General features: G+C 30.3%; 14 protein-coding genes. 3 read left to right on the top strand and 11 right to left on the bottom strand.

Annotated features, from left to right (window positions below; genetic code table 11):
• Positions 1-45 precede the first annotated feature (45 nt).
• The 3 genes from BN1865_RS14480 (at position 46) to BN1865_RS18100 (ending at position 1,668) form a co-directional block, all read left to right on the top strand.
• Positions 46-900: a LysR family transcriptional regulator gene (locus BN1865_RS14480; protein WP_050637977.1), complete on the top strand. Its 855-nt coding sequence runs from the start codon at positions 46-48 to the stop codon at positions 898-900.
• A 71-nt stretch (positions 901-971) separates the two neighbouring features.
• Complete coding sequence (locus BN1865_RS14475; RefSeq protein WP_050637976.1) at positions 972-1,277, top strand: hypothetical protein; 306 nt, start codon at positions 972-974, stop codon at positions 1,275-1,277.
• A complete protein-coding gene (locus BN1865_RS18100) occupies positions 1,264-1,668 on the top strand; it encodes a DUF6120 family protein (RefSeq protein ID WP_082190002.1) in 405 nt (134 codons plus the stop codon). The genes BN1865_RS14475 and BN1865_RS18100 overlap by 14 nt, the downstream gene beginning before the upstream one ends.
• 758 nt (positions 1,669-2,426) lie before the next feature.
• Here BN1865_RS18100 and BN1865_RS14465 read toward each other — a convergent pair.
• The 11 genes from BN1865_RS14465 to BN1865_RS14415 form a co-directional block, all read right to left on the bottom strand.
• Positions 2,427-2,807: a hypothetical protein gene (locus BN1865_RS14465; RefSeq protein WP_050637975.1), complete on the bottom strand. Its 381-nt coding sequence runs from the start codon at positions 2,805-2,807 to the stop codon at positions 2,427-2,429.
• A gap of 15 nt (positions 2,808-2,822) precedes the next feature.
• A complete protein-coding gene (locus tag BN1865_RS14460) occupies positions 2,823-3,443 on the bottom strand; it encodes a hypothetical protein (protein WP_050637974.1) in 621 nt (206 codons plus the stop codon).
• Positions 3,440-4,282, bottom strand: coding sequence for an ATP-binding cassette domain-containing protein (locus tag BN1865_RS14455; protein WP_050637973.1), 843 nt, complete (start codon positions 4,280-4,282; stop codon positions 3,440-3,442). Before BN1865_RS14455 ends, BN1865_RS14460 begins: the two co-directional genes overlap by 4 nt.
• On the bottom strand, positions 4,272-6,278 hold the full coding sequence (locus tag BN1865_RS14450) for a hypothetical protein (RefSeq protein WP_050637972.1): 2,007 nt from the start codon (positions 6,276-6,278) through the stop codon (positions 4,272-4,274). Before BN1865_RS14450 ends, BN1865_RS14455 begins: the two co-directional genes overlap by 11 nt.
• Before the next feature lie 145 nt (positions 6,279-6,423).
• Positions 6,424-7,542, bottom strand: coding sequence for an Ldh family oxidoreductase (locus BN1865_RS14445; protein WP_050637971.1), 1,119 nt, complete (start codon positions 7,540-7,542; stop codon positions 6,424-6,426).
• A gap of 64 nt (positions 7,543-7,606) precedes the next feature.
• Complete coding sequence (locus BN1865_RS14440) at positions 7,607-8,491, bottom strand: YitT family protein (RefSeq protein WP_050637970.1); 885 nt, start codon at positions 8,489-8,491, stop codon at positions 7,607-7,609.
• Positions 8,484-9,599 (bottom strand): peptide chain release factor 2, encoded by a 1,116-nt coding sequence (gene prfB / locus BN1865_RS14435; RefSeq protein WP_050637969.1) that lies wholly within the window; start codon positions 9,597-9,599, stop codon positions 8,484-8,486. The genes BN1865_RS14440 and prfB overlap by 8 nt, the downstream gene beginning before the upstream one ends.
• A complete protein-coding gene (gene secA / locus BN1865_RS14430; protein ID WP_050637968.1) occupies positions 9,599-12,247 on the bottom strand; it encodes a preprotein translocase subunit SecA in 2,649 nt (882 codons plus the stop codon). The genes prfB and secA overlap by 1 nt, the downstream gene beginning before the upstream one ends.
• A gap of 130 nt (positions 12,248-12,377) precedes the next feature.
• Entirely contained in the window at positions 12,378-12,575 is a 198-nt protein-coding gene (locus BN1865_RS14425) for a cold-shock protein (protein WP_050637967.1), read from the bottom strand.
• 165 nt (positions 12,576-12,740) lie between these two features.
• Positions 12,741-13,403: a ComF family protein gene (locus BN1865_RS14420; protein WP_050637966.1), complete on the bottom strand. Its 663-nt coding sequence runs from the start codon at positions 13,401-13,403 to the stop codon at positions 12,741-12,743.
• Positions 13,361-14,497: a helicase-related protein gene (locus tag BN1865_RS14415; protein ID WP_050637965.1), complete on the bottom strand. Its 1,137-nt coding sequence runs from the start codon at positions 14,495-14,497 to the stop codon at positions 13,361-13,363. Before BN1865_RS14415 ends, BN1865_RS14420 begins: the two co-directional genes overlap by 43 nt.
• Positions 14,498-14,557: the final 60 nt, after the last annotated feature.

Here is a 14,557-nt window from a genome sequence, read left to right as displayed (position 1 = left end):
ATATAACGTATACTTATCATATCTTTATCATATAGGAGAACATTTATGGATATCAAACAAATGATTTATTTCAAAACAATTGTTGAAGCAGGTACAATTTCTAAGGCCGCTGAACTATTACATATGGCTCAACCTCCACTCTCTACTCAACTCAAACAGTTAGAAGAAGAACTGGGAGTCATTTTATTAAAGCGTGGTCATCGTAAAATAGAACTCACTCAAGCGGGCCGTTTGTTCTATAAAAGAAGTCTACAAATTATCTCATTAACTGAAATCACTGAGCAGGAAGTTAAAGATACCCAAAATGAACTTCTCCGCATTGGAATCACTTCATCAAATTCAGCATTATTTAAACATCTCTATAATGATACCCTTTCTTCCACTTATCGTATCTATGAAGGTTCAACTTATGAACTTATTGATTTACTCAATGCCCATACAATTGATATTGGGATTGTGAGAACCCCTTTTGATCAAAGTGATGTCAATGCTTACTATCTCCCTAAAGAACCGATGATAGCCATTGGCTTTCCTCAATACCTTCATGCTCATATGAATCAAATCACTGACTATAAAAATCTTCCTTTAATCATTCATAAAAGATATTTAACTTTTATTAGTGATTTCTGTCTAAAAAATCATTTCAATCCATTTATTAAAATCACGAGTGATGATTGCCGTTCTTCTATTATTTATGCCCAAAATGGCTATGGTATAGCCATTATTCCTCAAAGTGCTCTACAAATGGTTACTGATTCTCATCTTGTAAAAGCGACTCTCTTTAATTTAGAACTTTATACAAGTGTTGCTCTTATCACTAGAAAAAATGAGCCTCTTGATCATAAAACCCATCAACTTATGGAAACATTTCTAAAAAACATCGAAAAAGACAGCACATAAATGCTATATGATAATTTTTTATAGAACTCTTTGCTTAAATAGTGTTATAATGAAAGTCAAGGAGTTAAGCTATGATAAATAATGATCGATTTTACAAAACTGAAATGTTGTTGCTTTCCCTTTTACAACAACATGATTATTCAAGTGAAGAATTAACAAAACTATTATACACTTCAAAGGTTATTCAATTAAAACAAGGAGTAGTGATGACATCACTATACTTCTTTTTAGAATCTCACCTAATTTCACAATATAATAAGAAAGAAAAGGTTATCTATCATATTGAACATGCAGGATTAACACGTTTAGAAACATTAAAAAAATCCTATTATGATATGTCAGATGCTATTGAGAATATATTAAATGATATCAAATAAAGCAGCAAAACAATACTATAAAAGTATTTATCGTAGTTTCCCCACTCACTCTCAGCAAGAAAAAAGATTTTTCAAACTCCTCAAAAAGGATTTAGATGATTTTGAAAAACAACATCCCGAATATCAATATCATGATTATATAGAACACTATGGAAAACCACTAGATATTGTTTGTGCATATTATGAGCATTTTGAAAGTGAATTTATCATTAATCATATGAAATCTAGAAAAATTATCAAATGTGCTATGATTATTTTTATTACAGTTTTCTTAGCTGTATCAACTTATGTTATATATACCTTTTATTGTGCATTCCATGATTTTAAAGATAGTCAAATTCAATATGAAGAAACTATTATTGAAGATTTTGGGGATCATATAGATGAATAATTATTAACGAAAAATATTTTCTTAAATAATTAGTAAAGCCTATTTGCTTTAAAACCTTATCCTTTTCATCATCTATTATTGAGTAAAAAAATTTTTTAAGTCATTTACTGTCAAAAATTTATAAAAACACTGAAACTTCAATTCTACTCTTAAATAAATAGTTTTATTGGGTATATAAAATAGTTTGGGGTTAGAGATTCCCTTCATAATAAGTTGTGGATTCATTTATTTTATCTATAAAGATTTTGAGGGATTGCTTTTTATCCCTTTTTTTAATATTATTTTCATTGTCGATTCTCATACTTTGGATTTGTTTATTCCTAGTTTTTGGAAATTTATATACTAACTGTTAACTTGATTTTTCTCTATTTCTCTTTGATATTTTTTCTTAAGGCTCTTTATTATTTTCATATTCTATAACTATTTTCATAGAGTAAACCTAGTAATAGTTGACAGTATCTAATTATATCTTGAGTATTTTTCTTTTCTATCTCAATTCCCTATGCTCCGTCTTTCATTTGATAGCCATTATAGCTATTATCATTATTACTATGACTTATGCAAAATACCTAGAATAAACTTTTACAACATAATATCATTTTCATCATGGCTAGTGATTAGTAGTGCAAAACCTCCACAGTGAACTTTCTCCGTCTAGCAATATGCTATATGCGACATACCTTGAAAAGACTGAATTTAGTGATTCAGTCTTTTAGTATCTATAAAAAGTATCGTTAGTTATATAATATTATGAAATATTAAATTGCTTTAATCGTTCCATAACTATGTGACTGTTTACTTGGATTCATTGGTCTTAATTTTAAATAGAAAACAGAATCTTTACTTTGGGTTTCTCTATATTCTAAAATTCCATTTGCAAAAACACTACCAGCATACTCTTTAGTATAAGGCCATCCTGTCCATGCTGCATAAATATCTACATAACTTCCATATGTAGAATCAGAATATCCCTTTGCCATCCAGTCCGCACTTTTAGAAACACCAACAGCATTAGTTTCTTTTGAACTTTCACCTTTATTCAATGTACAACTACTAGGTGAGTTAGCTGCATAAACACCAACTATAAATAAACTTACAACAGACAAAACAACAAAAATTCGTAATAATTTAACTTTCATATTTTTCGCTCCATACTAACGATACTTTTGCATAACATAACTCACTACAAAACTCACTATTATAATCATTAAGCAAATTATAAAGTAACTTCTTTGAAGATATTCAATTGGTCCATTTATAAATATATTGCCAATAGTTGCATCATTTAAAGCCAGTGAAAAAAGTAATATATAACAAAGTATTAAACCAAGTGAAACAGTTGTTGAGTGTGTAAATGATGAAATCATTTGATATGCACTCATTATGACACAAAATTGCAAAATAATAATAAATATATACCTAATTATCTGATAATCATTAAAAATAAGAATACAATAAAATGGTAACATAAACAATTGAACCAAACACATATCATCAAAAATATAACTTAAAACATGTCTTTTATGAATAGATTGAATAACTTCTACATATTCTATTTCAACATATGGCTTATATAAATACCCCACCATAATAATTAAAGGAATAAACAACATTTTTTGCAAATACATAAACCATATGTATGCCATATCTTCTTGGGCAGACTGATAAGATAAAATAATAGGCAAAACAAATCCATAAATAATCAATAATAATGCCAAAAGAATATATCTATTGTTTTTAATATTTAACCAATTGAGTTTATATAATGATTTCATTTTTGATGATTTATAAATTGATAAGCGTCTTCAATTGTTGGATTTTCTCTTTTAAGGAAAGGATAATTCAGAGGACTCATTGATATAAAACGAATATCATTAGCCGTTTCGCTCATATGAATAACTTCCTCTTTTACATCATCCAATAACTCAATCGGGCACCTATAGATATAACCATCTATTTGATCTAATAAATCTTCAATACTCCCAAGATATTTAATTTGTCCCTCTTTCATAAAAATAACATGATCACAGATAGAAGAAACATCTTCAATAATATGTGTGGATAAAATAACAGGTATATTCATCTTTAAACTACGCATTATCTCTTTAAACCTAAATCTTTCATCAGGGTCAAGTCCTACTGTCGGTTCATCAAAAATAAGGATATCAGGTTCTCCTAATAACGCTTGAGCAATTCCTAATCTTCTAATCATTCCACCAGATAAATTCTTTGTTTTGTCTTTTTTTACATCTTGTAAATTCACAATTTGTAAAACACGATCAATTTCTTCTTCAATTTGATCTAATTTAGTATTTTTTAAAACAAGAAAATATTCTAATTGTTCATATACAGATAATTCTTTAAATGTATCAAATGTTTGTGGTAAATAACCAATTTGGAGTTCTTTAAATGAAATTTCTGTTTCTTCATTAGTAAAATGAATACTTCCTTTCTGATAATAAGTTAATTGTAAAAGACAACGAATAAGCGTTGTTTTCCCACTACCATTTGGTCCAATCAAACCATATATATGAGGTTTTAATAAACAATTTATTCCATTTATTGCTTTTTTCTTTCTGTAAAATTTTTCCAAGTCCTTTATTTCAATATTCATATTGATCACCTAATATCATTTGTCCTATCTCTTTTAACGTTTCATCTAAACCGATTTTTTTAATCTTCTTTTCTAAATGTTCTTTTGACTTTTCCATAGCTTTTACCATAGATTCTGTTTCTTCTTTATTTTCACTTGAATACATTTTTAAATCTTGAATATTTCTTTCTATACTATCGAGAATCCCTTGCACATATTCTTCTTTTGTATCCACTCGTAAATAACTTGAACTTATAAATAAATCCAAAAAATCAGGTTCAATATCAAAACGATTATATAAGTGATAATTTATAAATTCATTACTTATACTACGATTGCTTGAAAGAAGTATATAATCATTAAATTCTACATAACCTCCCATTACTTGTGTTTGGCTAATACTTTTTGGTAAAATAATTATTTTCTTATTATCGAATACATCTAATTCTATACCAAATATTTTTTGAAACGAGTCTTTTGTAGATTGAATTTCTTTTTCTAACCATTCTTGTTCACTTTGCAATGTACTATATGGTGAAATAACATATGGAAAATAATTGACAATATGACACTGATTTTCCCCATATAAATCTATATTGCCACCAATGAGAGTTAAACTATCACTTTTTCCTATGAATTGATTGTCTTTTTGTTCTAAATTACAAACAACTGGATAAATGGTATCAACATCAATCTGAAACATAGCTTCTTCAACTTTGTTATAAGGATTCAAACCATAATTACTATGACGAATATCACTATTTTGAAAATAAACTTCTCGCTTCCCAGCCATTGGATACCATGGGAAAAAGCCTGGTAGATTGACTGCTTGATAATTTGAATAAAGCATATTATGATAACCAGAATATGTTATTTGTAGACGGGCAACTTCCACTGGTTCATTAAAATGAATATAAACCCAGTCACCATCGCGAGTATATGTCAAATCTTTATCACTTGATAAATTCTTTATTTTATATTGATGATAAAGCGTTAATATAAATTCCTGACTTTTCTGTTTGGCAGTTAAATATAAATCTCCACTTACATTTAATTGTCTTGTGATATGGATATTCATATCATATTTTTGAATACAGTAATCAACCATTTCATTATTATAAATTGTTTTTTGATCCATCATATGGTAATAATTTTCATCGCTCAAATGACCATCCCATTTATTATCTACTCTCAATTGACTTTCTGGTAAATAAATTCCTGCAAATATTAAAGTTAGTACTAAACTACCAGCAATAATTATTTTTTTATTCTTTCTCATTTTGTTAAGAGAAAAACTTATTACTGCTGAACCTATCCAGAAAGCAATTGCAAAAATTTTATAGATTTCATTTTGAAAACCATATAATTCATCAATTGACCAATTAGAATGTTGTAGAAATATTGAAAATGGTAAATGAATAATATTAACAATTTGATCAATAGGTATTGATGGCTGTCTACGCCATTCTAACAAATCCATATATGGACTTAATAGAATAATAACAGCTGTCAGTATTGCTGAAGAAAGTGTACGATTTTGAATTTGTGAAATAATGATTGTCATAGAAAACGCTGCAATTTGAGGCAATAATATATTTAATAAATATTCTTTCCTTAACAACGTTATTAACATTGAAATTTCATTTGATTTCATGGCACTTATCAACAAGAGGAATAAGAGTAATAAATTATAGATAACCAACAAAAATAACATGACTAGAATAGAATGAAAAAAATAATACTGTTGGTGATCTCCTGCCACTGAAATTGTTTCATCTAAATGACTTTTACGATCTTTTGATAAAAATATATATGTCATTAATATAAAAAGAAGTGATTCATAAAATATAAATCTTGACATGAGTGAAAAAATATAAAAAACCCATGCTGGAAAGCTAAAGAAAATCCCTATTCCAATCAATGTACTTAAACACATAAATCCATACATTACACACAAAATCTTATTTTTAAAAAATAATTTTAATTGTTGTTTGAAATATAATAAAGAAACTTTCATAATATCATCTCTCTTCTGTGCGCACGTGTCTGCGCTTAATATATATTTCTCTTTCAATTTAATTGTAATCCTTCGTTCTTTTTTTATCAATTCATTTTGTCATTTTGAAAACAACTCATAGAATGGCATCTATGAGTTGTTCTTATTAATCTTCAAATGGAAAATGATAGTTCAAATGAAGTCTATCTCTAATTTCAATCATTTCTTTTTGGACTGCTTCACCAACTGGAACACCTTTATCTTTGCGATATTGCCAAACCAGATGTTCTTTTTCACCTGCTGTATAGATACGTTCTTCACCTGGCGCTTTCATTGAACCTCTTAAATCACGTAAGATATCTCCTGTTGTTTTCTTGAAAGATTCTAATCCCATAAAGGCTTCAGGATCAATGACAATAAAGAAATGACCTAAATGACAAGGAACTTTATGATGTTCTTCATCAAAACCACTTAATGCTCTTAAAAAAGCACCTTGTTGTAAAGCTGCAGATAAAATTTCAACAACTGTTGCATAGCCATAACCTTTATATCCAGCAAAATCTTCGCCAATACCACCTAATGGTGCTAAAGCAGCATCACCTGTTGTTAAGTCTTTTAAAATCTGATCACTATCCGTCATTGTTTTTCCATCATGTCCAATAACCATACCCGCTGGTGTATCTTCACCATTACGCGCATAAAACTCTATTTTACCTCTTTGGATAGTAGAAGTGGCACAATCTAAAACAAAAGGGAAAGCTTCATCTGTTGGCATTGCAAAAGTAATTGGATTTGTTCCTAACATATTTTCAACACCAAATGTTGGTGCAATAGATGGTCTTGCATTTGTACCCGTTATACCAATCATTCCTGCATCACTAGCCATTGTAGCCCAGTATCCAGCAATTCCATAATGCGAAGAATTTCTTACAGTAACCATTGCCATACCATATTTTTTAGCCTTCTCAATTGCCATCTCCATTGCTTTATGAGAAGCAACCATGCCCATTCCATCATGTGCATCTAAGACAGCTGTCGTAGGTCCTTCTTTTAAAACTTCTAACTCTGTGATAGGTTTTTGCATCTTTGCATCAATACGATCTAAATAAATCGGTTTAAAACGATTACATCCATGACTTTCAATTCCTCTACGGTCACTTTCTAATAAAACATCAGCACATATTTTTGCATCCTCTTTGGGAACACCAAAACCTTGAAAAGCATCAATTAAAAAATCATTCATTAAATCCCAAGGGACAAATGGTCTTGTTTCATGAAAATCCATGATTATTCCTCCTTTTTCTTTATTGTATCTCACATATAAGAAAAAAGATAGTGAAAACACTATCTTACAAATGATCTCTTAATTGTTTTTCTAAATCGACATTAGGTAAAGTAAATCCTCGTCCCTTAACACTATGTATTTCACTACCAATAATAAATGCAGTTGGATCAATATTCATAACCAAATCATTGATTTTAGCATACTCACGATTATTAGCAACACATAATACTGCTTTTTGTTGATCATGGAAATATCCAGTTGTAACATTGACAAATGTACAACCACGATCTATCTCTTTAAATATAGCATCTGCTATCTCCTCATGATGAGCAGAAATCACAAAAACCTGTAAGTTCTTTTCTCCCATCACAATAACCTGATCTAATACAAAAGTTGAAACAAAGACGGTAATAATACCATATAAAATACCTTCAAAGCTAGAAAAGAAAACCTGTCCAATAAGAATCATAATATCTAAAACATTAATTGCTAAAGCAACTGAAATACCTGTCTTTTTATTTAAGATAATCGGTGGAACATCCATTCCCCCAGTACTATAACCTAATCTAAAAACAATCCCTAAACCAACACCTGTAAAAATTCCAGCATAAATAGCTGATAATAAGATATCACTGGTAATATGTTGAAATTGTGGAATAGATTCAAATAAACTTAAAAAGAATGGAAAAATAAATGAACTTAATACTGTTCCAGCAGCAAATTTCTTTCCTAATACAAAGAAACCTAGAACTAACATAACCATATTAATTCCAAAAACGATAGATGCATAATTCATCGGAATAAATTCACCAATAATTAATGATAGTCCAGTTGCCCCTCCGACAATCAATTGCGAAGGAACAGCAAAAACAGCAACACCAAATGCCAAAATGGCATTTCCAATGACAACCAGTAAAGTATCTCTTATCAATCTCGCCATATTATGCATTCTCTTCCTCCTTCACAATAGATCTCAAATACGCATAAATACAATCATCTAAATCACCATCTAATATAGCTTTAGGATTATTAGACTCATATCCACTACGATTATCTTTAACCATTGAATAAGGATGTAAAACATAAGAACGAATTTGACTTCCCCATTCAATTGCTTTTTGTTCACCTTTAATTTCACTTAATTGAGAAGCCTGTTCTTCTAACATCAACTGATATAACTTTGATTTTAACATAATCATTGCTTGTTCTCTATTTTGAATTTGTGATCTTTGTGATTGACATGTCACAACTGTATTCGTTGGAATATGTGTAATACGAATTGCCGAATCAGTTTTATTAATATGCTGTCCACCAGCTCCTGAAGCACGATATGTATCAATTCTTAAATCATTTTGATCAATTTCAATTTCAATATCATTATCAAACTCAGGCATAATATCTACTGAAGCAAAAGAAGTATGGCGTCTTTTTGAAGAATCAAATGGTGATATACGAACTAAACGATGTACACCTTTTTCAGCCTTAAGATGACCATATGCATTATAGCCAATAAAACGCAAACTTACTGATTTTAAACCAGCTTCTTCACCATCAAGATAATCTAAAACTTCTACTTTAAAGCCTTTTTTATCGCCATATCTTTGATACATTCTCATCAGCATAGCTGCCCAGTCCTGTGACTCAGTTCCACCTGCACCAGGATGTATTTCCAATATTGCATTATGATGATCATATTCACCAGAAAACAATAAAGTTTTTTCAAAAGCTTCTAAATCACTATAAAACTTCTCATAATCTTCTTCTAATACCAATTGAAAATCTGCATCTTCTGTTTCTTTAACATAAGCATATGTTTCATCTAATTCGTGCAATGATGCATTCAACTGATCATAAGCATCTGTGATCTTTTTCATTTCATTTAATTGATCATATATTTTTTTAGCATGATCTTGATCATCCCAAAAATGTTCATCCATTGTTTGTACAGTTAAACCTTCAATTTCTCTCTTCAATCCTATAATATCACTAGATTCAAATAACTCTGCTAGTAAAGAACGGGCTTTTTCAAGCCCATTCTTAATCTCATATAACTCCATTAATCCGCCTTAAATTCTAATTCAATTTGAACTGCTGGAATTTGTTTTTCTTGTTCACTACCAGGAGCAATTCCCATATGAACAATATTTCTAGTAATATCTTGAGAAATTGATTTTGTCATTTCTTCAAACATATAAAAGGCTTCTTCTGTATATTCTTGTAATGGATCTCTTTGTGCATATGCTCTTAAATAAATACCATTTCTTAATTTTTGCATAGCATCAATGTGATTAATCCATGTATGATCAATAACACCTAATAAAACTCTTCTTTCATAATCTAATTTCACTTCAGCTGGCAAGTCTTTATTGAAACGATTTTGATATTGCATATAGATAACTTCTGATAAACTCTTAGCAAGTTTAGCAGAATCATTTTCTACATTTTCTTTGTTATGAGCTTTCAAAGTTGCTAATAACATATAATTTTTAGAAATATAATTCAATGCCCCATCAACATCAATTAATTCACTCTTACCATCATTCTTTGTAAAACTACGAACAGTTTGTTCAACAGCCTGTTCAAACATTCCTTTAACAATCTCTCCTAAATCTTCCTGAGACATAATATCATCACGTTCTTTATACATAATTTCACGTTGTTGTCTCATAACATCATCATATTGTAATAATTGTTTACGAATATCAAAGTTCTGTCCTTCAACACGTTTTTGTGCACCTTCAATAGATTTTGTCACCATTTTACTTTCAATGGCTTCATCTTCTAAGAAATTACCTGTAAACTGTTGAATTTTTTCACTTGCAAATCGTTGCATCAATTCATCTTCAAATGAAACAAAGAATAATGAACAACCAGGATCTCCCTGACGTCCAGAACGACCTCTTAACTGATTATCAATACGTCTAGATTCATGTCTTTCACTACCAATAACCATCAAACCACCAATTTCTGGTACACCTTCACCTAACTTAATGTCAGTTCCACGACCAGCCATATTTGTGGCAATTGTTACAGCACCCATAACTCCAGCTTTTTCGATAATTAAAGCTTCCTTAGCATGGTTCTTAGCATTTAAAACATTATGACGAATACCACGTTTATTCAACATACGACTTAACAATTCAGAAGTTTCCACAGAAACAGTCCCTAATAAGATTGGCTGTCCATAAGCATGTCTTCTTTCCACTTCATCACAAATTGCCTTAAATTTTGCTTTCTGTGTCGCAAAAATCAAATCAGGTTTATCATCACGGATAACAGGTCTATTTGTAGGAATTTCAATAACACGCATATTATAGATTGTTCTAAATTCCTCTTCTTCTGTCTTAGCTGTTCCTGTCATACCAGCTAATTTATTAAAGAGACGGAAGAAATTTTGATAAGTGATTGTTGCTAATGTCACTGTCTCTTCTTTAATTGGTACACCTTCTTTAGCTTCAATCGCCTGATGTAACCCATCACTATAAGCACGCCCTGGCATAACACGACCAGTAAACTGATCAATAATCATAATGCTTGCATTACGAATATCATGACTACCATCTTCTGTAGCAATCATATATTCAACATCACGTTGCATTGTATAGTTTGCTTTTAAAGCCTGATTAATATGATGAACTAAAGCTGTATGCTCAGGATCATATAAGTTATTAATTTTAAAAGATTTCTCCGCTTTAGCAATTCCATCAGCAGTCAAAGCCACTGTTTTACTTTCAATATCCACTTCATAATCTTTTTCTTCTCTTAAAGATTTAACAAACTTATCTGCTTGAACATATAAAGCAGCAGTATTTTTCTTACCACCAGAAATAATCAAAGGTGTTCTTGATTCATCAACTAAGATAGAATCGACCTCATCTACTAAAGCATAATTCAAAGGTCTTAAAACCTTATCTTCCATTCTTGTCACCATATTATCTCTTAGATAATCAAAACCTAATTCAGCATTTGTTGTATATGTGACATCACAAGCATGTTGAGCACGTTTTTCTTCTTTAGATAATTCACGTTTATTCAATCCTACTGTAATTCCTAAAAATTCTAAAACTTTTCCATTATCAGTCTTATCACGTTCAGCTAAATAATCATTGACTGTAACAACATGAACACCTTTACCTTCTAATGCATTTAAATAAACCGGAAAAATAGAAGTCAATGTTTTTCCTTCGCCTGTTTTCATTTCCGCAATATCACCATTATGCAATGAAATAGCACCCATAATCTGAACTTTAAATGCTTTTAATCCTAATTTTCTAAAAGCTGCTTCTCTCACTGTAGCAAATGTTTCAACCAAAAGATCATCTAAACTTGAACCAGCTGCGATTTTCTCTTTAAAAACATCTGTCTGATGAGCCAACTCTTCATCACTCATTGCCTGATATGTTGGTTCTAAATCCAAAACTTGCTGAGCTTGCTTTTCTAGTTTCTTTAATATTTTATTATCCTGTGAAAAAGCACTCTTAATAGAACCAAACAAACCCTTTTTCTGTTTTTGAGGTGTTGTATTAAATTCAATAGGCTGTGCTGTTTTTTTAACAACATCATCAAATGTTTCTACTTCAATCTCTTCACCAAGATCATCATTTAAATCAACAACCTCCACATCAGGATTTAATCCCATTGCTTCAATTTCTTTTGCTTCTTTCTTCTTAATTTGTTTTCTAATTTCTTGTTTTTTACTTGCCATGAATAAATCTCCTTTCATGCATACTGAAACATTTTCAATTATAGCATAATATTTCCATAAAACAAAGTAAATATCATGTAAAATCATTATCTATAGTCCAGAAAAAAAGATATGCTTTCACATATCTTTTTTAAACCTTTACAACATTTTTAGCTTGTAAACCACGGTCACTTTGATAAAGTTCAAACTCTACCAATTCCCCTTCATTTAAAGATTTATATCCATCTTGCATAATTTGACTATAGTGAACAAAAACATCTTTGCCTTCTCCTCTATCAATGAATCCAAATCCTTTTTCAGCATTAAACCATTTTACTTTTCCTTGCATACTCACAACTCCTTTACTTCATGGTCACATCTATTATATGAAACATGTTCTAAATAATTCATCATAATCTGTCGACTCATTAAGCATTTTTTATTTTTATTCAATTCACCTTTCAAATCATGTCATCTTTTATCTATTGCCTGGGAAATATGTCAAAGGAGGGCATTACCCTCCTTCTTCAAACCTTAATTCTTCTTTTAATTTCTTAGTTGATAAAACCAATAATTCAACTGATTTTGGATTATAAGCTAAGACAAGCGATAAACAAGCATTTAAAGTCGCTGATGAAGTGATAACATCATCTAAAATCAGCACTTTTTGATTTCTTAACATTTCTCCATGATGAATTCCTATTTTATTCACTGCCTGCTGTCTTTTATCATACGTCATTTGACTTTGTTTATACTTTTCTTTTTTATATAAACCAGTAAAAATGTGAGATGAGAATGTAGAAGCAATCATTTCCATAGGGGCAAAACCTCTCATCTGATTCTCTAGTGATGTACTAGGGGCTACAACGACTATATGTTCGCGATATTTTTGGATCATCTTTGACTGAAATATACATAAAAAAGCATCTTTCAAAGCTTGGTCATATAAACCTTTGTATTGGAACAGAAGCGTTTTAAAGAATTCATTATAACGATAAAGAATATGTAAGGGGTAATGATGAAAATCAATATGATAATCAATGATTTCAAATTGTTCAAGACAGTCTATACAAACTGGTAATGGATGAATCAGTTGAACCAATGATATTTTTTTGACTAAAGGAGTTTGACATACTAAACATTCATCGTATTGAGATTGTTGATGCTTTGAATACATTGACTGATTCCTCGCGTTCTTTCACTTGTTATAATATAAACTTTTCCTGTTGGATATTTAGGTTTCCTTCCGACACGTCCTGCAATTTGAATCAATGTTCTTTCATCATACAGAGCATGGTGCCCTCGATATATAATGACCTGAACATTTTCAATAGTTATCCCTCTTTCTAAAAGAGTCGTTGAAACAATAACATCAGTTTCATTATGTTTAAACGATTGAATAACTTCCTGATTTTGTGAATGCTGAGATGAAACACCGGATACTCTGATATGAAAAGCACGTAAATAAGCCTCCATTGATTGCACATCATCAAGACTTGGGACATAGACGATAATTCGTTTTTTTAAATATCTAATTAATAGATAAGTTACGAATTTTTGGAATGACTCAGGACAAAGTATCATTTTAGGAACAGGTAAATCATACCCATGATAACGACGATTCATAATCAAAAGTTGTTCATCATGTATGTCTTTTTGAGAGACAGTTGCACTTAATTTGACATAGCACCCTAAACAACAATGATCAAAAATTTCTTGTAAAACTTTATTTTGATAAAATGGAAACGCATCGACTTCATCAGCAATCATTAATTGAAATCCAACATTATTTTCAAATCTATACAATTGATGCATTGTACAAATAATTAACTGTGCATCAAGATTTTCTATATGTCCCCCATATAATAAACCGATTTCTATCCCTAAGAATGCTCTTTTAATCCGTTCATACAACTCTTTAACAAGTTCTTTACGAGGAATACAAAAGCAAACACGATGTCCTTGTTGTAATGCATATTGAATCAATTCAAAAACAATTTCTGTTTTACCAGCACCACAAACAGCCAACACTAACGAATTCAAACCATTTTGATAATTCTTTACGAGCTGTTTAGATATTTGTTCTTGAGTTTGTGAAAGCAAGAACGGAATGGTGTATGACACCTGTAAACGTGGGAAATCTTTGATTACTGTTCGCCTTGATTCATCAATAAAGACACGCTGAAATTGTATACAGCGCCGACAATAATATTGACCATTCAATTTATATAACTGTTTTACATTCTGATTATAACATCTTGGACATTGCATTTTCATCACCCACGAATATCTTATCACGAAATATCAATGTGTGCGTCTCAACTTGGTGAT

The sequence above is a fragment of the Candidatus Stoquefichus sp. SB1 genome (assembly GCF_001244545.1).
GTDB lineage: Bacteria > Bacillota_I > Bacilli_A > Erysipelotrichales > Coprobacillaceae > Stoquefichus.
Note: the sequence above shows the minus strand (reverse complement) of the source record. Positions and strands in the feature narration are given on the sequence as shown.

Bases quoted from the DNA above. Each gene is read 5' to 3' on its own strand.
- prfB (WP_050637969.1), bottom strand. From the start codon at position 9,599: ATGGAGTTATATGAGATTAAGAATGGGCTTGAAAAAGCCCGTTCTTTA.
- secA (WP_050637968.1), bottom strand. From the start codon at position 12,247: ATGGCAAGTAAAAAACAAGAAATTAGAAAACAAATTAAGAAGAAAGAA.
- BN1865_RS14465 (WP_050637975.1), bottom strand. From the start codon at position 2,807: ATGAAAGTTAAATTATTACGAATTTTTGTTGTTTTGTCTGTTGTAAGT.
- BN1865_RS14440 (WP_050637970.1), bottom strand. From the start codon at position 8,491: ATGCATAATATGGCGAGATTGATAAGAGATACTTTACTGGTTGTCATT.
- BN1865_RS14415 (WP_050637965.1), bottom strand. From the start codon at position 14,497: ATGCAATGTCCAAGATGTTATAATCAGAATGTAAAACAGTTATATAAA.
- BN1865_RS14475 (WP_050637976.1), top strand. From the start codon at position 972: ATGATAAATAATGATCGATTTTACAAAACTGAAATGTTGTTGCTTTCC.
- BN1865_RS14425 (WP_050637967.1), bottom strand. From the start codon at position 12,575: ATGCAAGGAAAAGTAAAATGGTTTAATGCTGAAAAAGGATTTGGATTC.
- BN1865_RS14480 (WP_050637977.1), top strand. From the start codon at position 46: ATGGATATCAAACAAATGATTTATTTCAAAACAATTGTTGAAGCAGGT.
- BN1865_RS14460 (WP_050637974.1), bottom strand. From the start codon at position 3,443: ATGAAATCATTATATAAACTCAATTGGTTAAATATTAAAAACAATAGA.
- BN1865_RS14420 (WP_050637966.1), bottom strand. From the start codon at position 13,403: ATGTATTCAAAGCATCAACAATCTCAATACGATGAATGTTTAGTATGT.
- BN1865_RS14450 (WP_050637972.1), bottom strand. From the start codon at position 6,278: ATGAAAGTTTCTTTATTATATTTCAAACAACAATTAAAATTATTTTTT.
- BN1865_RS18100 (WP_082190002.1), top strand. From the start codon at position 1,264: ATGATATCAAATAAAGCAGCAAAACAATACTATAAAAGTATTTATCGT.
- BN1865_RS14445 (WP_050637971.1), bottom strand. From the start codon at position 7,542: ATGGATTTTCATGAAACAAGACCATTTGTCCCTTGGGATTTAATGAAT.
- BN1865_RS14455 (WP_050637973.1), bottom strand. From the start codon at position 4,282: ATGAATATTGAAATAAAGGACTTGGAAAAATTTTACAGAAAGAAAAAA.